The sequence below is a fragment of the Bremerella cremea genome (assembly GCF_039541315.1).
Lineage (GTDB): Bacteria > Planctomycetota > Planctomycetia > Pirellulales > Pirellulaceae > Bremerella > Bremerella cremea.
The window spans coordinates 405,972-426,499 of record NZ_BAABFZ010000005.1; the positions used below are offsets into that span (position 1 = coordinate 405,972).

At 57.4% G+C, this 20,528-nt stretch carries 14 protein-coding genes; 8 read left to right on the forward strand and 6 right to left on the reverse strand.

Annotated features, from left to right (window positions below):
• Positions 1-11 precede the first annotated feature (11 nt).
• The 6 genes from ABD890_RS18590 to ABD890_RS18615 all read left to right on the forward strand — a co-directional run bounded on the left by ABD890_RS18590 (position 12) and on the right by ABD890_RS18615 (position 11,330).
• Positions 12-2,486: a hypothetical protein gene (locus ABD890_RS18590; protein WP_345093237.1), complete on the forward strand. Its 2,475-nt coding sequence runs from the start codon at positions 12-14 to the stop codon at positions 2,484-2,486.
• Positions 2,483-4,156 carry a hypothetical protein gene (locus ABD890_RS18595; protein ID WP_345093240.1) on the forward strand — a complete coding sequence of 558 codons (1,674 nt, stop codon included), beginning with the start codon at positions 2,483-2,485 and terminating at the stop codon, positions 4,154-4,156. Before ABD890_RS18590 ends, ABD890_RS18595 begins: the two co-directional genes overlap by 4 nt.
• The gene (locus ABD890_RS18600) at positions 4,153-7,830 is read left to right on the forward strand and encodes a hypothetical protein (RefSeq protein WP_345093243.1); all 3,678 of its coding nucleotides are present in this window, start codon (positions 4,153-4,155) and stop codon (positions 7,828-7,830) included. Before ABD890_RS18595 ends, ABD890_RS18600 begins: the two co-directional genes overlap by 4 nt.
• Positions 7,831-7,887: 57 nt before the next feature.
• Positions 7,888-8,919, forward strand: a complete 1,032-nt coding sequence (locus ABD890_RS18605) for an AAA family ATPase (RefSeq protein ID WP_345093246.1) — start codon at positions 7,888-7,890, stop codon at positions 8,917-8,919.
• A 29-nt stretch (positions 8,920-8,948) separates the two neighbouring features.
• On the forward strand, positions 8,949-9,857 hold the full coding sequence (locus ABD890_RS18610; RefSeq protein WP_345093249.1) for a DUF58 domain-containing protein: 909 nt from the start codon (positions 8,949-8,951) through the stop codon (positions 9,855-9,857).
• A 297-nt stretch (positions 9,858-10,154) separates the two neighbouring features.
• On the forward strand, positions 10,155-11,330 hold the full coding sequence (locus ABD890_RS18615; RefSeq protein WP_345093252.1) for a helix-turn-helix domain-containing protein: 1,176 nt from the start codon (positions 10,155-10,157) through the stop codon (positions 11,328-11,330).
• An 86-nt stretch (positions 11,331-11,416) separates the two neighbouring features.
• Here ABD890_RS18615 and ABD890_RS18620 read toward each other — a convergent pair whose 3' ends face one another.
• The 3 genes from ABD890_RS18620 to ABD890_RS18630 form a co-directional block, all read right to left on the reverse strand.
• Positions 11,417-12,139 (reverse strand): 3-keto-disaccharide hydrolase, encoded by a 723-nt coding sequence (locus tag ABD890_RS18620; protein ID WP_345093254.1) that lies wholly within the window; start codon positions 12,137-12,139, stop codon positions 11,417-11,419.
• Between the two features lie 58 nt (positions 12,140-12,197).
• Positions 12,198-13,553 carry a Gfo/Idh/MocA family oxidoreductase gene (locus ABD890_RS18625; protein WP_345093257.1) on the reverse strand — a complete coding sequence of 452 codons (1,356 nt, stop codon included), beginning with the start codon at positions 13,551-13,553 and terminating at the stop codon, positions 12,198-12,200.
• A 236-nt stretch (positions 13,554-13,789) separates the two neighbouring features.
• Positions 13,790-15,232 carry an aldehyde dehydrogenase family protein gene (locus ABD890_RS18630; RefSeq protein ID WP_345093260.1) on the reverse strand — a complete coding sequence of 481 codons (1,443 nt, stop codon included), beginning with the start codon at positions 15,230-15,232 and terminating at the stop codon, positions 13,790-13,792.
• 439 nt (positions 15,233-15,671) lie between these two features.
• On the opposite strand from ABD890_RS18630, the gene ABD890_RS18635 reads away from it, so the two are divergent.
• Positions 15,672-16,673, forward strand: coding sequence for a hypothetical protein (locus tag ABD890_RS18635; RefSeq protein WP_345093263.1), 1,002 nt, complete (start codon positions 15,672-15,674; stop codon positions 16,671-16,673).
• 115 nt (positions 16,674-16,788) lie between these two features.
• On the opposite strand, the gene ABD890_RS18640 is transcribed toward ABD890_RS18635, so the two are convergent.
• Together ABD890_RS18640 and ABD890_RS18645 are read right to left on the reverse strand one after the other, a co-directional pair.
• Complete coding sequence (locus tag ABD890_RS18640; protein WP_345093266.1) at positions 16,789-17,040, reverse strand: anti-sigma factor; 252 nt, start codon at positions 17,038-17,040, stop codon at positions 16,789-16,791.
• A 2-nt stretch (positions 17,041-17,042) separates the two neighbouring features.
• A complete protein-coding gene (locus ABD890_RS18645; protein WP_345093269.1) occupies positions 17,043-17,663 on the reverse strand; it encodes an RNA polymerase sigma factor in 621 nt (206 codons plus the stop codon).
• 270 nt (positions 17,664-17,933) lie between these two features.
• Here ABD890_RS18645 and ABD890_RS18650 point away from each other — a divergent pair, with 270 nt between their 5' ends.
• Positions 17,934-19,286: a hypothetical protein gene (locus ABD890_RS18650; protein WP_345093272.1), complete on the forward strand. Its 1,353-nt coding sequence runs from the start codon at positions 17,934-17,936 to the stop codon at positions 19,284-19,286.
• Between the two features lie 3 nt (positions 19,287-19,289).
• Here ABD890_RS18650 and ABD890_RS18655 read toward each other — a convergent pair whose 3' ends face one another.
• The gene (locus ABD890_RS18655; protein WP_345093275.1) at positions 19,290-20,339 is read right to left on the reverse strand and encodes a tetratricopeptide repeat protein; all 1,050 of its coding nucleotides are present in this window, start codon (positions 20,337-20,339) and stop codon (positions 19,290-19,292) included.
• Positions 20,340-20,528: the final 189 nt, after the last annotated feature.

Sequence of the window (20,528 nt, forward strand, 5' to 3'; positions counted from 1 at the left end):
ATAGGACTATCATGATTTCGCAACTTTTAGGCTGGCTTCTCGGGATCAGCGACGTCGAATCGGTCGACGGCGTCCGCTTCTCGTTGGCTGCCCCTTGGGCGGCTGATCCCACCTGGCTGATCGTTGGTTGTGCGGCCGCGGTCGGCTTTGCGATCTGGTACTACACCCGCATTCAATCAGGTCTTAGTACCATACCCGCCGCCGCATTGGCCGCCACGCGGGCCATCATCCTGACGATCCTCATCGTTACGCTGGCCGATCCAACGGTTCGCCTCACGGCCAATCGGTTGCTGCAACCAGTGCTGTACATGGTGATCGACGGCACTGAAAGCATGAGCATTCGCGACAACTTCACGCCCGATCAATTGGCCGAACTCAACGAAGCGGTCGGGAACGATGGCTCCGGCAGCGAAGCCGCTCCCCCAGCTCTGACACGGCAGCAATGGGTGAAGACGTATCTCGAGCGCGAGCAAGACAACCTGATCGAAAAGTTACAAGCAAAGCACGACGTCCAGCTCGAGTATTTCGTCTTCGACGGCGAATCGACCAGCATTGCCCGCCGGCTTGGTGGTGGCACTGAAAAAGAAACGGTCACGCCAGAAGCAATCGCCTCGGAACTGACCACCAACGGTAAGGTCACGGCCCTGGGCGAGTTGGTCACCGATCTCGGAAATCAATCCTCGCGTCGACTCGGCGGCGTGGTGATGTTCAGCGACTTCGCCCACAACTCGGGCATGGCCCCACTCGGCTCGAGCGGCCCGAATGAACCAACGCCGCTGCAGCGACTCGGCGTTCCACTTTACAGCATCGGAATCGGTGCGGTCTCGACGCGCGACCTGCAAGTCGAGATCCAGCCTCCGTTGAAAATGAAGAAGGCGGAACGCTCGACCATCACCGTCCGCGTTAGCCAATCGGGTGTGCAAGGCGAGTCGGCCCAGGTCACGGTCACCGCGCACCCGATGCAAGGCGACGCGGTTGTCGAAGGTTCGCAGCTGCAAGACATCGTCGTCGGCACACAAACGGTGACGTTTGACTCGTCGATTCAGTATTTGGAGTTCCCCTTCATCCCACAGCAGTCAGGGCGATTCCTGATATCGGCTTCGGTCGAAGTGCTGCCAGGAGAAGTCAGTGAAGAGAACAACCAGTCTTCAAGAGCCGTGAATATCGTCGACGACTACATTCGTTTGACCTACATCGAAAACGAACCGACCTGGGAATGGCGATTCGTCAAAGAAGTGTTTCACCGCGACCGCCTGGTGGGGATGGAAGGTTTCCGCACGTTTCTGCGATCGGCCGACCCCAAAGTCCGCCAGGCGAACGAAATGTTCCTGCCGACGCTCACGCCACCCCGCAGCGAGTTCTTCGCCAACGATGTGATCTTCCTGGGAGACGTTCCGTCGGAAGCTCTTAACGAACGCTTCTCACGAATGCTCAAACAATTCGTCGGGCAATTCGGCGGCGGTTTGGTCGTGGTATCCGGTCCGAACAACGGTCCTTCCGAATTGATCGACACCGAGATCGCCGACATGCTGCCGGTCAAACTCGATCGTTCGCAGTCGATTCGCTCGGCCCAGCCGTTCGAGATGCAGATTACGCCTCTCGGCAAGCAAGCCGACCTTATGCAACTTGGCGATGGCCTCGGTGGCGATCCCCTTCAACCATGGCAAAGCCTCGGCAAGTTGCCGTGGTACCAACCGGTGCTCGGGGTGCATTCGCAAGCCAATGTCCTAGCTCAGCATCCCACCGATCTATGTGCCGATGGCAAAACGCCTCAGCCACTGATCGCCACACGCCGCTACGGCAATGGCGAAGTGATTTACATCGGGTTCAACGAAATGTGGCGTCTGCGACGCATCCATGGAGAACGGTACTATCGCCAGTTCTGGTCGCAGATCATTTCGCGACTTGCCTTGAGCCATGCCTTGGGAAGCCAGAAGCGATTCGTCTTGGCGATGGATCAACCAGAATACCAGGTCGACGATCGGGCACTGCTCTCGGTCGAAGCCTATGACGAGAACTTCGACCCACTGACGCTCGACGATCTACCTGCTGATGGCCTTCAAGCACAAGTCTTTCTCGGCGACACCCCAGGTGCTCAGCCGCAAATGGTGAAGCTGAGCGAAACCCGTCCCGGTCGCTTTGAAGTCCGAGTCCCCGTCTTCGAGGCGGGCCGCTATACGGCTCGCGTAAACGATCCGATCACAGGCTCGCCAAGTGAAGTTCGCTTCGATGTCGTAGGGGCCTCGGCCGAACAGCGGAATCCGGCTCGTAATCTGGCCCTGCAATCGACGATGGCAACTTCGACCGGCGGCAAGTCCTATGAACTGCCCACCGCCGACCAACTGGTCGACGATTTGAAACTGGAACCTGTCGTCGAAGAGATTTCGCGAAGCTTCCCGATCTGGGGAACGCCCCTTTGGTTCATCCTGGTCGTGACCCTATTGATGGCGGAATGGATCGCCCGAAAGCGAGCGAACCTGGCATGAGCACTTCCAAGCTTAGTAGTTTGAAATCGCAGCTCACGCAGTTGCGAAATGCCCGTGATGGCGTTCGCCTGGCAACGGCGCTGACCAGTTCGTTTTTCTGGTTGGCTGGTACGCTCGTGGTCTGGTTCGTGCTGGATTACAGCTTGAACCTCAGCCCGCTCCATCGCGGTTTAGTGATGGCTGCCAGCATGCCCGTCTTGGTGTATGGTATCTCGCAAGCGTTCTCGGCCATGAAAGGCTGGGGCGCGTCGCTGATCGATACGGCAATCTCGGTCGAGCATCGCCATGGAATCGATGGCGATCTGGTCGCGGCCATCCAGTTCGAGCAAGGTCAGGCGGTCGGTTCCGCCGAACTTCGCTCGGCTGTCGTCGACTACGTGGCCGAGTTGAAAAACGAGATCAACATCTTCGAGGGCTTCGATTCCAAACCTACCCGAAATCGTTTTCTGGGGGTCGGTCTGATTGTCGTGCTGGCGATTGGGTTTTGCTTCCTTGCCCCACGGCATGTTTCGGCGTTCTTCCAGCGGCTGGCGTTTTACCACGTCAACTATCCGACCAAGACGCAGATCACCAGCATCCAGATCAACGGACAGCCGGTTGACCTCAGCAATCCTTCGCAGCCAGTAACTGTCGGTTACGGAAGTGCCCTGGAGCTTCAGATTGCCTGCGATGGCGTCGTCCCCACGAACTGTCGTGTCGCTTTGCGTGACGTAAAAGGCGAACAAACCGAGGCTCAGCTTTCGCAAGATGCCGACGCCGATCAGCAGTTCACTTACGCCTTGGACCGACTGATTCAGCCGATTCAGTACCAGGTCTTCGCCGGCGACACGCAAACGCCAGAGCTTTCGATCGAAATCATTCCGCTGCCGGCCTTGAAAGTCGAACTGGCCGCGACGCCGCCTGACTACGCGATAGGCATTCAGCTTTCGGCCGCCAATTCGTCGACGCACATGGCGGTACTTGCTGGCAGCAATGTCTCGCTGAAGGCAATTGCCGATCGCGAACTCAATCCACCCTCGCTCATTTTGCGGCACGGTGCCGAAGAGACGACCTATTCGCTGTCGGCCGATCCTAAGCAGAACAATTCCTGGCAGCTCGATTCCAGCAGCGGTCCTTTGAATAACGTGCAAGAGACCATTGCCTACGAACTGACAGCGATCGACCAGCATGGTCTTCAGCCAGCATCGCCCATCCGCGGGACGATTCGCGTCGTTCCTGATCGGGTCCCGAATGCTTCACTGCAAACGATTCACCACATCGTTTTACCGACCGCTTCGCCCGTGCTGCGGTACCGCGCCACGGATGACTTCGGTCTGGCCGATCTTGTGCTGCGGCTCGATATTCGTCGACCTGATTCGGCAAGTCGAACGGTCGAAGTCCCGATGAAGAGCTTTGCCGACGCCAAACCAGCTCAGACTTCGGTGGAAGGCGAGTACGCCCTCGACCTGTCCCAGGCGGCCCTGGAAGTGGGCGATCTGGTTCAAGTCACCTTGCAAGTCACCGACTTCCGAGGTGGTGCTGGCGAAATGATTGGCAAAAGCGATCCGGTCCATTTAGAGATCGGCGACGAAAGTACCGTCCTCGCAGCGATTGCCGAAGCGGACAAACAGTCGGAACAAATGCTAAGCGAGTTGATCCAACAACAATTGGGATTGGGAGAAAGCCGATGATGCGCTCGATTTTCCTGAGTCTGATCTTCCTCGCACCTGCCATTACCATGCCGGCCTTCACGCCGCTGGTCAGCGATGCGCAAGAGATCGATTCGGCGGCTCTTCGTCGGAAGCAATATACGCAGCAGCAAGCCCAGGCCCTTACCCGCCGGCTGGTCTCGCAAGTACTCGACCTTCAAGCCGCTCAGCTTCGTCAGAATGGTCTGGTCGAAGTTCCGATCTACAACGATATCTTGCAGATGCGAGAGAACCTCGACGAGTTGATCGGCAACGAGATGCAAGGGGTAGTGCAGAAGCTGGTCGAGGCCCAAGAAGTCGACGGCCAACAGCGAATCAACGCCATCACCCAAGCCCAGGACGAAGTCCGCAAGGTCTTGCTGACCTTGATGGCTGAACGTCAGCGACTGTATCGCCGCATGCGACTGGCCCGTCTCCACGCTCAGGTTCGTGAACTGATTACCGTGCAGGAAAAGGTCTCGACGCAGACCCGCGAGTTACCGCAACTGCCGATGCAATCGCGTGATGAAGCTGCCCTGGCAAATCTTTCCCGCCAGACCGATGCCGTGATGATGTTCCATCACCTGGAAGAAGCCCTGCTCGACATGCGGAGCTGGGGTGGATCGCTGGCAACTTCGGCGATCACCGGTCAGCAGGTTCTGAAAGACAATCATGCGTCCGAAGAAGTGCAGCAAGCATTGGCCAGCATTCGCGAAGGTCGCTTCTCAGGGGCTAGCGTTCACCAGGATGCCTTCGTCGCGGCACTCTACAAGATTCTCGAAGACCTGCAGAAAGCTCAAGGTCTTGCCGACAACAGCCTCGAATCGGCGATGAACGAGATCGAGAAGCTGAAGGATCAACAGCAAGAGCTGAAAGAAGAAACCAGCAAATCGGAACTGGCGCCCGAGAAAGCGGACCAACTTTCGCAACAGCAGGAATCGATCCAGAAGAAGCTGGAAGAGCTGGCCAAGTCGATGACGCGGCAACCAGAGAACGCGGAAGCCCTGGAAGAAGCGAGCCAGGCAGCCGCCGATGCGGTCGCCGAACTGTTTGAAGCGGACCAGGAAGCGGCGATGGAGAAGCAGGAAGAGGTTCTCGCGAAGCTCGACACGCTGAAAGAACAACTCCTGGAGCAAGCCGTTCCACCGAATGTTGCCAGTGCCGACCAACGCGAACAACAGATTGCCGCTCTGGAGAATGCTCAGCAAGATCTCCAACAAGCATTGGAAACGCAGACCAAGGCGGAAGATCATTTCGAGAAGGCACCGCAGAACTCTGAAGCGGTCGCCCAGATGGAACGTGAAGCAGGCCAGCAGCTAGATTCGGCGGCCCAGGCCGAGAATCTTCCGGAAGCGGTCAAACCAATGATCGCCGAAGCCAAGGCTCAAGCGAACGAGGCCGCCGCCGCTGCCGAGCAAGCCAACTCCGACAATCAAGCGTCGACGGAAGAGGCCCTCGAACAAGCAACCGACGCTACGCGGCAAGCTCTTGAGAACGTTTCTTCTGAATTGGCCGACGCTAAACGTCAGCAACTGGCAACCAAGATCGGCGAACTGGCGCGAGCCGCGGAAGCGCTCGACCGCGCCGCCGCCGCCCAGCAAGAGATCTCACGCGACGCCGCCAAGATCGCCAACGATCCACAGCAAAGCCAGAATCAGGACATGGAAGCGTTGGCCCAAACGCAAAGTGACATCGCTGCCGTGGCCAACCGTGTGGCGGAAGGGACCAAGAACACCGCTCCCCAGGCCGCCGATTCCATTGCCGAGGCCCAGCAGCAAGTGGCCGAGGCCAGCAAGGCTGCCCAGCAGATGGCCAAACCGCAGCAGTCGGCCGAAGCGACCAGCAAGCAGGCCCAGCAGCTTCAGGCCGATTCGCGTGAAGCCCAGCAGCAGTTGAATCAGGCCGCTAATGCTCTGCGTCAGGCAGCGAAAGAAGCAGCCCAGCAGTTGGCACAAACCGCCGGTGACCAGCTCGACCAGATCGATTCGGTCGATGAAGCACTCGGCTCGATGCCTTCCCAACAAGAAATGGCAGCCGCCCAAGCTCAGATGGAATCGCTGGCGAACGAAGCAGGGATGATCTCGCCCGAAGCGGCCGCTCGCCTGCGTCAACAACCAGAAGATAACGCCGCCAACAATCCAATGGGCGGCGCGGACGCTGCCAACAACCCAGCCGACGCAGCCAACGGCGAAATGGCCAACGACGACGCAGGCAATCCTTCGTCGGCCGAAGCTGGGATGCCAGAAGGTTCCGAAGCCAGCCCGGCAGAAGGCTCTGACCCGCAAAGTGGACAGCCAGGGGGAAACCAACCGCAGAACGGTCAGCCTGAAGGAAACGCCCCGGAAGGTGATTCTTCAGAAGGTAGCGACGCGGAAGATTCCCCTTCCGGAGAGTCGGCCGAAGGGGCTGCCCCGATGGAAGAAGGGAGCGGAGCGATGGAAGCTCAGCCGATGAACGCTTCCAACTCGTCGAATGCCCCGGAAGGGATGTCGGCCGAGCAGATGCAGAATCAGGTACAACAGGCCAGAGCCGAGTTGGCAGGTCGCCGGCAGCCGATCGCCGCTGACAAGAAGGCAGCGGAAGCGATCGCAGATTTGCTCGAAAACGTCTCTGGATCGAGCGAAAAGATCCAAGAGCTCTCGCAGCAATTGATGGAGAGCAACAGCGGCGAAGGCAACGACTCGCCAATGGGTGAGGGAGACGAATCGGCCGAAGGAAACGAAGGCCCGATGGAAGGCAGCGAAGGCGAAGGAGCCGTCGGGGAACCCACCGCCGAGAATCCAATCGCGTCACAGCTTGCTCAATCGATGATGCAGTTCGCCCAGTCCCAGCGTAAGGCTACCCAGTTGGCAGCGAACGCAGCCCAGCAGGGTCAGATCGCCAATCAACCCGTTCGCGAGGCACTACAAACGGCATCGCGTCTGCCAACGCCGATGCTACAGCCAGGACCGGCTCCCGATACGACCGCCGGTGAAACGATGCCTGGCGAGGCTTCTTCGGAAGCAGGTGAAGCGTCTGGCGAACCAGCCGAAGGAAGTCCGTCGGAAGGCACTCCTAGCGAAGGATCGCCAATGGGCGGCAACCAAGGCGAACCCGCCAATGGTTCGCCGCAGATGGCTTCGCAGCAGTCACCTGGCAATCAGCCAGCCGCATCGCAGCCAAACGCCGACATGGGAAATTCGATGGTTTCTCCCACGCCTCAGGTAACCGCCCAGGCCCTCGCTGGTTCGGATGCCTTGGAATCGCTGTGGGATCAAATGCCAGAGCTGTTCGCCGATGGTCGCTCGGAATCGAACGAAGTCGCGACGATCGATCCGATGGGGATGGCAGCCCCGGCCTCGGCAATGCTGGACGAACCGCAATCTTCGCAGTCGCAAAGTCCCACCGATGCGATGGCTCAGAACGCCATGCAGGGGCAACCAACCAATAGCCAACCATCGAACTCGCCACCGACCAGTTCGACCGAAGCGATGGCAGGCAGCGAAAGCCAGCCGGAGGAAGCCCCAGGGTCTGGCGGCAGCAGCGACTCGAACCCCGCTTCGCGAGCCTTTGAAAAAGAACCTTGGTTCACGAAGCTACCGCCAGGCGTTCAGCAATCGATTCGGGCCAGTGTCCGACGATCGCCTCCACCAGGCTACGAAGAACGGCTTCGCCGCTACTTCGAGAACATTGACTAAATCAACTTCAACACAACGAACATACCGATAGACCTTCGATTTTGAGGCACCTGAGAAATGGCATCTGATCCGATTTCCCAAAGTGACGTCGCCGCCGTGCAGGAATGCGAAAATGCCTATGGCAAACTGCGCGATGAGTTGGCCAAAGTGATCGTCGGCCAGTCCGAAGTGATCGAGCAAACCTTGGTTGCCATGTTCGCTCGCGGACATGCACTATTGGAAGGTGTGCCAGGTCTGGCGAAGACGTTGCTGGTCAGTTCGTTGGCTGAATCGCTGCACCTGAGCTTCAAGCGAATTCAGTTCACGCCCGACTTGATGCCAAGTGATATCACCGGTACTGAGATCATTCAGGAAGATCTCGAAACGAAGAAGCGTCGTTACGAATTCCTGGAAGGTCCGATCTTCGCGAACCTGATCCTGGCAGACGAAATCAACCGTACGCCTCCCAAGACTCAGGCCGCCATGCTCGAAGCCATGCAGGAACGCCAGGTGAGTGCCGGCGGTACGGTGCGGAAGCTGCCGAGCCCCTTCTTTGTGCTCGCAACGCAAAACCCGCTGGAGCAAGAAGGAACCTACCCAATGCCGGAAGCACAGCTTGACCGCTTCCTACTGCATATCCGCGTCGACTATCCGACCGGTGCCGAAGAATGGGAGATCGCTCGCCGCGTGACCTCGGGTGCCCAAGAGAAAATCGCGGCCTGCATGACCGGCGAACAGATCGTGCAGTTCCAAGACCTGGTGAAACGTGTTCCGGTTAGCGACCAAGTGCTGGGCTATGCCTGGGCTTTGATTCGTGCGACCCGTCCTGGTACGGCCGAGGCACCTTCGTTCGTCAATCAATGGGTGGCCTGGGGGGCTGGTCCGCGTGGTCTGCTGACGCTGGTGACTTGTGCCAAAGCTCGTGCCATTTTATATGGTCGGTATCATGCGAGCATCGGTGATGTGCAAGCGATGGTGAAGCCGGCCCTGCGTCACCGCCTGGCGGCGAACTATTCGGCTCAAGCCAACGGCTACACCAGCGACAAGTTGATTGACATGTTGCTGGAAGAAATCTCGTCGGAAAAGACCTACGCTTGTCCGGCTGCCTAGGCCTTGGCAATTGAACAGAAGGTGTGCAAGTGAATAGCGGCGTCCTTTCGCGATATCTCGATTACGAATTCCTGCGACAGATCTCGGGGAGACCACTCGAACCCCGAGGCCTGGTCAGTGGTAATTTGGCTGGCTCGCACAAGTCGCCGGCGTCGGGCTTTGCGGTCGAATTCTCCGGCCATCGCGAATACGTCCCTGGCGACGATCCCAAGCACATCGACTGGCGTGTCTTCTTCACACGCGACAAGTACTTCATCAAGCAGTATGAAATGGAGACGAACTTTGTCTGCCATTTGATGCTCGATGTCAGCAAGTCGATGCGTTACGGCGACGAAGCGAGCCAGAAGATGCTGTTTGGTTCGCGGCTGGCAGTCAGCCTGGCCCACAGCATCGTGCGTCAGGGAGACAAGGTTTCGTTCACCACGTTCGATACCAAGATCCGTGGCCACATTCCGGCCAGTAACGCACTTCCGCAGATCATTCGCATGTCGCAGCATCTCGACGAGATGGATGCCGACGACACCACTGATCTGAACGCTTGCCTTTCGGAATTCAGCCAGCGCATGGCTCGCCGCGAGATCGTGATGATCTTCAGCGACTTCTTCGGAGACCTCGAGTCGCTCGAGAACGCGATTCAGCGGATTCGCTTCAACAAGCACGACGTGGTACTGGTGCAGCTCATTCACGACCACGAACTGCACTTCAACCTGGACGGCATGACGCGGTTCGTTGGTCTGGAGGTCGATTCCGAACGAATCACCCAACCGGCCGATATCCGGGCCGCCTATCTGAAGGCTGTGGGCCGCTTCAACGAGCAACTGGCTTCGCTGGCCAGCCGCAACAACTGCGACCACGTGTTGGCGTGCACCAAAGAAAATCCGGGCTCGATCTTCTGGGAATATCTCAATCTACGAAGCCTCCAGAATCGCCGCATCTGACCCTAATCGCAAGAACCTGCCGTTTTTTTCTTTACCTCGGACAGGTGATTTCCCGGCCAATTAAGCCGTACGACGCATTCTGTCCGTATCGCGGGGTCAGATTTACCCGTTTTTTGCCTAAGGGTGCCGAAAGTCACGTTGACATCAAAGGTAAGATAGTCATCATTAAGAGAAGTGCGATATTCGCCATCGCAGGGAAGCTCGAAGGGACTGCCCTCAAAAGCACGAGTCCTGGGGAAGATTCCACCCTGTTAGGTTCAAGATTAGGTAGAGCAAAAAAACGCTCGGAGAATCACGATGAAATTCTCGTTTCGCCTTGCCGAATTGCTAAATCACTCGCCAGATCCTAAAAAGCGACCTGGCACCATTAAAGCAATTTGCGACTTCACCGGTTTGGATCGCCACCAGGTCTCTTCTCTGCTGAAAAACGAAGCGAAGTACATTCCGCTATCAGCCTTGGCTCAGGTCTGCGACTTTCTGATCAAACATGGCTACGCCGAAGCCAACCAATTGCCCGGCGCATTGTTCGCAGTCGAACCAGAGAACTTCTGGGAACTGCTCGCACGTCGCAAGCGTGTTGAAATGTGCCTCGGTATTCGAGCCGACGAAAACTGGGCGGAAGGTGCCTGGGTAGTTGCTTCCGATACGATCTTGCAGGGACAACTGCTGACCGGCATCTCGACGCTGGGCGGCACCGCCAAGTATCGTCAGACCGACTTGCCACGCGACATGATGTCTCTGGGTGGCGACGGTTACATCTCGCGCGACACACCGATCCCGCAGCCGGAAGACCTTTTCCAGACACTGGTCTGGGCTCCCGGTCAGGCGGAAGAAGAAGAAGTTCAGCGCCGCGCTCACGAAGTCTATACGAACTTCCAGGCAGTCGATGGCGACAAGGCTTTCATCAGCCTGGGTAGTATTCGTAGCAATCCGGTCATCGAGCTGAGCCTCGCTTCGGCTTTCAATACCGAGCCGTTCATCAGCCAGGACGAAGTTGAAGATCCGAGCCAACGCGCGATTCCGATATACCTGCGACACCGTGAAAAGAACGTTTCGTTCCCAGGTTCGTGCTGCGGTGGCGATCAGTTGTCGAAGAGCTATTCGCCGGACACGCCTGGTTTCTATTACGAAAAAGAAGATGGTAGCTGGGGCTGTGCGAAGTGGGACGAGACCACTTACGAACCAGCTTACTTGATCTACGTTTACCACGAATCGCAGGGCCGCCTCGAGATGATGCTCGGCGGTTACTCGGGTCGAGGTACTCGTCTGCTGGCCAAAACATTGTCGAGCCGTCCAGAAGAATTCTGGCCACCGGTTTACACCGGCAACGGAACGCAGATTGGCGCCTATGTCATTCAGTACGAACTGAAGAAGCAGAAGAAAGCCCGCAGCGTGCTGGTCGCCGATTACTCGGCCACGACCAAGATCATTCCGATCGACCCGAAAGCGATCCAACGCCGCATGACGGTCTAGTCGGCCGCGGCCATCGATTCCAAAGAAAAGGCGTCCGTTCGTTATCGAGCGGACGCCTTTTTCGTTTCGAAGTGTCAGCGAATCGCTTACGGCAGTTCGCGAATCTTGAGGCCTCGGAACTCAATTGGCGAGCCTTCCGATTCCAGGCACAAGTAACCGGTCGCTGGCGAGCAGCCGGTACCACCGGAGACCTCTTCGCCGTTGACCCACAAGCGAACTTCGCCATTGATCGCGCGAACGTAGTAGTGGTTCCATTCGCCGGTTCCCTTGCTCAGCTCTTTACTGGGGAAGCTCCGCTGCTTGTTGGGCGCGGTTGGGGGGAAAGGCGTCATCTTGGCGGCTCCCACGGGAAAAACGTCGCCATGACAGGTAAACCAATCCGCCTTGCGTTTGCCACCATCTTCGTAGGCGGCTTTGTAGCCGAGGTCGAGCACTTGCACTTCAATTCCTTGAGGAAGCCCAGGCTCTGTCAGCTTTTCGAGCGACGAAGGGATCGTCCACACGAAGATGCCGCTGTTGCCGGCGTTCTTCAAATGACGCCACTGGCAGACGAGCTCGAAGTTGGTGTACTGCTTCACGCTGCGCGTTACGCTGACCGGTTTGCCGGTGCACTCGATCAGGCCGTCATCGTGAAAGGTCCACGTATCATCATTGCTGTTTACTTTGGTGAAGTCATCTTGGCCGAGTTGTACCCAGCCAGGGCCTTCGCCATTAATCAGAGCCTTCGACACCGGCTCTTCCGCCAGAGAGAACGTTGCCAGGGCCATCACCGCCAAAGCGGATGTCAGACCGATCCAAGTTGCTTTCATCAATTGAGTTCCTCACAGGAAGTTATCGTAGTTCGACTTGATTGTTCTTCGTCGAAGGCTAAACGGTCCAGCCTTCGCGATAGGTCTTTGTCAGCAGGGCGTTCGCCTCGGGCACGTTGGTGATCTTTCCGCTGGCTGCATCGTACGTCAGCTTCTTGCCAACACGATGGGCGACATTGCCCAGCAGATTGTGCTCGATGAGTGCGCCGGAGTACTCGAAGTTGCAGAGCGACTTACCGCCGCTCTTGGCGGCCTGAATCCACTCGGCGTAATGCCCAGGGCTGGGGGTGATGCGATCTTTCGGCTGCGGATAGTCTTGGAACTTGTCACTCGGTGAAAGAACCAGTTTGCCGTAATCAGCAACCAGGGTGCCCTGTTCGCCGACGAACGCCACGCCGATTCCCCACTTCGAGATATCGGTGTCGTTGCCAACCAGCGGCTGAAGCCGTTCGCTTCGTCGTCGCATCCCTTCCGGGCCGTGATACCAAATCACCTTCGTATCGGTCTGCCAGGCGGCGTTACCATCGCGGGGCGCATGTTCCCACGTCGCGACTTGCCAGGCCGGACAAGCGATCTCGTCCGCTTCCGCACCTTCGGACTCGACCGTCAGCGGATGCTTCAGATTCAACGCCCAGTACGGCAAATCAATCAGGTGGCTGCCCATGTCTCCCAGAACGCCGTTGCCGAATTCCCAGCGACGGTTCCAGTTCAGATTGCCTCCCTGCCAATAGCCTCCGCTGTAAGGCCGCATCTCGGCAGGCCCAATCCAGACATCCCAGTTGAAGCCATCCGGAATCGGTTGCTCTGCCAGGACGGCTGGCTCGACCGGGTTGATCGTGCGGCTACACCAGACGTGGGCTTCCCTGACCGGGCCAATCGCTCCGGCCGCAATCAGTTCGACGACGCGGCGATAGTTTTCGGTCGCGTGAATCTGCGTTCCCATTTGCGTCGCCAGTTTGCCAGAGTTCTCGGCGGCGACTTGCTGCATCAAGCGAGCTTCGTGAACGGTATGAGCTAGTGGCTTTTCGCAGTAAACGTGCTTTCCGGCTCGCATCGCCGCCAGCGAAGCCACGGCGTGATGATGGTCGGCCGTGCTGATCACGACGGCATCGATACTTTTGTCGTCGATCAGCTCGCGCCAGTCGCTACAGGTTTTCGCGTTTGGAAATCGCGACTTTGCCTGCTCTAGGACCTGCGGATTCGTGTCGCACAGCGCGTAGATGTTTTCGCCAGCGACGCCGCCGGTGTTGGCGGCTCCGCGATTGCCGGCCCCGATGATGCCGATGTTCAACTTTTCGCTCGTTGGCGTTTCCGCTCCAGAAGCGAACAGAACGGGCCCTAAGGCCGCGGTGGCGGTCGATAGAGCAGATGTCGTCTGTAGAAAGCGTCGCCGAGATACGTGGCTCTGGGACATCCTAGAGGCTCCTGGTGGTGGGAGGTGCGCGGTTCCGATCGAACGTCGGAAAGGAGGGAGTTGCATGAGCGGCGGGACTTACTCGGGATATCGCCCGTCTTGGGCATCATAGCGAGTGCTTCCCGATTCTAATAGCAATTGGGCGCCGAATCCCAGCAAGATTTTCGGCTTGGCGCCCATTTTGGTTCCATTTATCGCCGGCGACACCACCAGAAAGAGCCGTGCGATGCCCTAAATCAAGAGGCGTCAGGTACGCTGCGAATCACAAGGTTTCGAATTTCTGACATCTCGTGCATCGCAAACCGGACTCCTTCGCGGCCAATGCCACTTTCTTTCACGCCGCCGTAAGGCATATGGTCGACGCGCCACGATGGGACGTCGCCGATAATCACCCCACCCACATCCATCGTGTCCCACGCCTTCATGATCTTCTGAATGTCGCGGGTGAAGATGCCTACCTGGAGCCCGAAGTCGCTATCGTTGGCTTGTGCGAGTGCCTCGTCGAAGGTGTTGAACTTGCTGATCACGGCCAACGGACCGAAGACTTCTTTTGCACAAACGGGCTGATCCTTTGGCACGTCGGCCAACAAGGTCGGCTTGACGAAGATGCCATCTCGTTTACCGCCTGCCAATAACTTGGCACCGGCCGAGATCGCCGACTCGGTCCACTCGGCGATACGTTCGGCATCGGACGGCGAGATGATCGGCCCCACGAAGGTTTCCTCGTCGCGAGGATCGCCCGTCTTGAGCGTCGCCACTTTCTGGCACAACAGCTCGACCATCTTGTCATAGACCTTTGTGTGAATCAGGATCCGCTGTACGCTCACGCAGCTTTGCCCCGATTGGTAGAACGCCCCGAAGACGATTCGCTGCACGGCATCGTCCAGGTTCGTATCTTCGTCGACGATACAAGCCGCGTTGCCCCCCAGTTCCAGCGTGACTTTCTTCTTGCCGGCCCGGGCCTTCAACTTCCAGCCAACATCCTGCGAACCGGTAAAACTAAGCTTTTTCAGTCGGTCGTCGGTTACCAGCAGATCGGCAGCTTCGCGATTAGCGGGTAAGATCGAGAACGCACCTTCGGGCAAATCGGTCTCGGCCAGGACTTCGCCGACCAGCAAAGCTCCGATCGGCGTTTTGCTGGCTGGCTTCAGCACGAAAGGGCAACCGACCGCCAGCGCCGGGGCGACCTTATGAGCCACCAGGTTCAGCGGGAAATTGAACGGCGTGATAAAAGCACATGGTCCAATGGGCACTCGCTTCCACATACCGCGGTAGCCGGCCGCACGGGAACTGATATCCAGCGGCATGACCTCGCCCACCATCCGCGTCGCTTCTTCCGCCGCCACGCGAAACGTATCGATCAGACGCGTCACTTCACCACGACTGTCGCGGATTGGTTTGCCTGCTTCGACGCATAACGCCTCGGCGAGTTCCTCGGAACGTTCTTCGAACCGAGCGACGCAGTGCTGGAGCACTTCCTGCCGTTTGTAAGACGGAAGCTGAGCCATCGGCCCGGCGGCTTGCGAGGCGGCTTCGATTGCCTTGTCCATTGCGGCGGCATCGGCCAAAGGAACCCTGGTGGCTTCTTCTTGCAGGTATTTATCTTCGACCGAAAGGTCGGTATTGGCCTGGTACGGCTTATTGGCAAGATAGGCGGAATAAGTTGGTTGAATTGTCATGTCGCGTCCTCTCGATCGAATCCTCAGGCGAACAGAAAAGCCCGGCGTTGTCATCCTACGCCAGATGTATCGTCGAGGCAGCTTGAGGAATGAAGAAACACGCAATCTGGAGGGCTTTTGTATTTGACGTTCGGGGGTGTCCGGCGTTATGATCGTGACACCCCTATCGGGCTATAGATCAAGGTTCGCTGTATTGATATCGCGAGCCCCTGCAACAACACCACTACTTAGCCCGATAAGCGTAGTTTTTTCTCTGATTTTATCCTATACAGTGGCGCCGCGCACTGACTTTGCGACGGCGAGTTGAAGCGTCACCCAAGACGGGAGCTCATCCATGTCCACCTGCCGATTTGCAGCTAGCCTGCTGCTCGTAGGATTGGTCGTATCATTTCTGAATGCCGCTGAAGTTCGCACTTGGACGAACAACAAAGGCCAAACCTTGACGGGCTCCCTCGTCGAAGTGACCGACGATGGCCACGTGAAGATTGATTGCGATGGCAAGGTTTATACGCTGGCCGTCGATGTCTTCACCGATGTCGATCAAGAGTACATCAAGAACCATAAGGACGACGATGCTTCTTCTTCGTCGCCTCGGACACGCCGCAAAAGCGATCTGACTTCGTTCCGTACCTGGACCAGCTCGACGGGGATGGAAATCCGCGCGAAGTTTGTTCGCATCCACGAAGGCAAAATCATCTTGCTGCAAGGTCGCAAGTCGCACCACGTGACGTTCTATGAACTGAGCGAAGAAGACCAGAAGTACCTGAAAGAAGAGATGGACGCCCGTGGCGAGTCCGACCTGCTGGCCACGACGATGGTGCAAACCAACGGCGGTGGTGCTTCCGGTCCTGGCGGCGAATCGAATCCGATTGCGAGCGGTGGCGGCATGAGTCCTCCCGGAATGATGGGCAACCAGGGCCCTCCTTCGATCTATGCTCCGCCGAAGACCGACGACTTCGCCAAGATGCAGCAAGAGATGCACGAGAAGAATCGGCAAGAGATCGCTCGGGTTGAAGCCGAGAATCGTCGTCGTGCCGAAGAAGCTCAACGTCAACAGCAAGAGCAGGCTCGCCAGCAGCAGGAAGCGGAAACCCGTCGCCAGCAGGAACGTGAACGAGCCGCCCAAGAGCAAGTTGCTCGGCAAGAACAGCGCATGCAAGAGATGATGCGCGGACCAGAGCTGGTCGAATACAAATACTGCACCAACTGCAACGCAACGCTGCCTGACAACGTTGGCGCTGGCGATAATTGTCCAAGCTGTGGCGTTTACTTTGCTGGCGAACAAGACCGGTTCGGCAATACCACCAAGACGGCTTCGTCTTCCTCGTCATTTAGCGGTGGCCGCTTCCGATTCCGTCCAGGTGTGCTGGTTAGCATCATCGGTGGACTTTTCGGTTGCCTGGTCGGTGCGGCACGCTGGCTAATGAAAAGCGATAACTAGGTAAACGATATCTGTGGGCAGAGAATAGAGACTCTGCCGACTTGGCTTCTGCCCAAGAGAAGCCAATCGGCAACTGATAGAAACCAGACTGGCGGGGTGACGGAGACGTGCCCCGCTATTTCTTTTTACGAGCCTCGAGAATGGCTTGAATCAGTGGCTCGGGAATCGACGCCGGGACTTCGTCTTCAGCAAACTCTTTACAGCACGACACGCCCAGACGGATCGCCGTGCGGTAGTTTTCCAGGTAGTGCTCACAACACGGACAGCGCGACAGGTGCGTTTTCATCACGCACATCACGTCGTCAGGCAAATTACCTTCGAGGTAATCGCCCATGAATTCGTAAAGTTCCTTGCAGGTCAATTTCATCGTTAGTATCCGTCATTCATGTGCGGATCCAACAGCGTTTTTAGGGCTTGGCGGGCACGGTGCAGCCGCGTCTTGACGGCTGAAACACTCATATTCAATCGCGACGCGGTTTCATCGGTACTTAATTGTTCGATGTCGCGAAGCAGCAAAACGGTTCGATAAGTTTCCGGTAATTGTTCAATTTGATCACGAACCAGGTCGCGGGTTTCCCGACTTTGCACGGCCGTGTCAAATGTGACCGCCCAGGCAGGTTCCACCCGATCGCGATGTCCGTCGTTGACGAAGTGAGGCAACAAGTCCTCGACCGGCTTTTCGGGTTTCCGCTTGCGAGTTCGCAGTTTCATCAGACAGGCATTCACCACAATCCGATGTAACCAGGTCGATAGTTTCGAGTTTCCCTCGAAATCGGCAATTGCTTTAAAAGCCGACAGGAACGCGTCTTGAACCGCGTCCTGAGCATCTTGGTCTTGCCCCAAGAATCGTTTGGCGACGACAAGCATACGACCACTATACGCTCGAACGAGGTATTCGTACGCGTCGTCGTCCTGGCGGCGAAGAGCATCGATAAGATCCTCTTCGGATTTCCAGGCACTTGTCGGCAGTTCTGATCCAGTGCTGTCCATAATCGCCAAAATTACCAGATGCGGTGCAGGTCGTCTATGAGCGATTATTGTTGCCACATTCCGCGCAACACGCGACCCCGGTGACTCGTCGGGACTTGAATTGTCTCGACCAGGGTGCCACCATGAACGTAAAGCTGGGCACGGCAACCAGAGGGAACTTTTTGCTCACTCCAGGGGGTGTGATCAACAGTGCGATTACTGACATCGATTTTTGCCATAGCCCTGGCATTCTTTGTACCCAGCGTAGCCCGCGTGGTGATGGCTGCTAATTTGCAGTTTTCGATTGGCCACGCCGACATTACCCCGGAAGTCGAGGGACGCCCGGCCGTCTGGATGGCAGGCTATTATCACGGCCGAGCCGCAACGGGGGTCCACGATCCACTCTACGCTCGTGGCATGCTGCTCTCGGACGGGAAACAGAAGATCGCATTGGTCAGCCTGGACGTGGTGGGCTGGTCGTATCCTTCCACCGTCAAGATTCGTGAGCAGTTGCCAGAGATCGACTACGTGATCATCTGCAGCACGCACAACCACGAAGGGCCCGACACGATCGGAATCTGGGGAGAGTCTCCCATCAAGCGTGGTTCCAACGATCGCTACAACGCGCGGATCGAGTCGACTGTCGTCGGGCTTGTCCAGCAGCTCAACACCCAACTTCAACCGGTCACCGCCGAGTTCGCCAAGATCGATCGGCCCGACCTGATTCAAGACAACCGCTTGCCGGAAGTACTTGATCCCACGCTGCGAGTGCTTCGCTTCCGATCGACCATCGATCAGTCGTATGTCGGCTTGTTGGTTCAAGGGACGAGCCACCCGGAGTCGCTCGGCCCGAAGAACACATTGATCACAGCCGACTTTCCTGGTTATACGATCCAGCGGCTGGAAGAGCACTTCGATTGCCCGACCGTCTACGTCAGCGGTGCGATTGGTGGATTGCTCGCGCCGCCGGAAGAAGGTGTCTTTAACCGCCAGGGCGTGGCAGAAGAGCTCGGTACGTTCTCTTACGCGGAAACCTATGGCCAGATGATCGCCGATGCCTTGGCGACCGCGCTGAAAAGTAGCCAGCCGGTTGAACTGGCTCCCTTCGATATCGTACGGCAAGAGATCGCGATCCCGATCGACAACCCGCTCTATCGACTCGCACGATCGCTGAATGTGATTCGACGCGTCAGCTACGAGTGGACTGGTCGCCCCGAATCTTGGGGACAGCAAGTCACACGGGAGTATCGTCCCGAACGTGCCGCAGCGATCACCGAAGTCGCCGTCATTCGTTTAGGAGAGTTGTATCTCCTTTCGATTCCGGGCGAGCTTTACCCGGAACTGGTGACCGGACAAATACCGAATCCGGCGGAAGAACACGCCGACTTCCCCGACGCCCCAATCGAGCCGCACATCGCGGCCATGGTGCACGATAAGCCCTACATGCTGTTGGGCCTGTCGAACGACGAGATCGGCTATATCTTGCCAAAACGTCAATGGGACCGAGATCCCCCGTACGCCTATGGTCGGGGGTTGCCCCAGTATGGAGAGATCAATAGCTGCAGCCCTGATGTTGGGCCGATCATCATGGCGACCTTGGCACGCTTATGGAAGCAAGCCGAGGCCGCCCAAGGCAAACCGTAGTGGCTAGTTGACCGGTGGCAACAGGCGAGGTGGTTCCAATTCCGGAGCTGGTGGAATCTTCGAGGATTCGTCAGGCGTCGAAACTGGCGACGTCCGATTCATCGGCTGATCGCTGATGAACATCGTGTTCGGAGATTGCTGAGGCCCCCGAGCCGGGACAGCAGCTGGCATCTGCGGAGCACTCTGAATTCGGGCCAGCATATCTTCGGCCTGCTTCAGCTTCGGATCGATCTGCAAAGCAGCTTGAAACTGCTGAGCGGCACCCTGCTGATCTCCCTTGCGGAAGAGCAAGTAGCCCAGATTGTAGTGCCCGGCCGATTTGCCGTGAGCATAAACCAATTGCGACAATGCTTCGTCGCTACGGCCGGCATCTACCAGCACCATTGCCAAGTTGTTGCGATAGCGAGGATCTTCCGGAGCGAGCGTGGTCGCTTTGTGGAAGTGAGCCATCGCATCGTCCTTCTGCCCCATGCGTGCCAGGCACAACCCGAGGTCGTTCTGGACGACGGCGTCTTTGGGATGTTCCTTTTCGGCCTTCTGGTACATCACCAGCGCGTCTTTCAATCGCTGATTGCGATGCAGCAGACGTGCATAGCTGACCAAGGCTAGGCGATTGCTGGGGAACTTTTCCAGACAAAGCTTGTACTGGCGTTCAGCCCCTTCAAAGTTGCCCGAGTTTTCCATCATGCGGGCACCGCTGAGATAGACGTCGGCACCAATTTCCGAAGGCATGTTGGACAGGCGAATCGGATCGTCGTCTGCGCTTGGCTCCCGTGGCTCAGAGCTGAAGAAACCGGAGATTGAATCTCCTGCCTTCTTGAAAGCAGAGGTAATCCCACCACTCTCTTCTTTTTCGCCCGTGAATTGAATCAGACGGAGCTCACTCGATTCCGAGTTGCTCGCCGCGACAGCCTTCATCTGATTGATGGGCTTTGGCCGATCGGCAGCATCCAGCACGACCGGTGCCAGAAGCAAGCCCTGGATGGCCAGGCCGGTGCAGATCAGTTCGCGGCTGTATTGGACGAATGCGCGTTTTAGGGTCAGGTTTTGCATCGATCCCTTGCAGGGCCCCGCAGGGCCATTGCCTCCATGCACTGGTTTGGGTTCGGCCGCCGGCCCCTCCGCTAGCAATAGAGGAGCCTGCAATGAATAGTATTTCCTATCATTGCATCGGCATTTTTCGCAGGCCACTCAAGCGTTTTGCGCGAACCATTCGCGCAACCCTACTTCAGGGCCTGATCG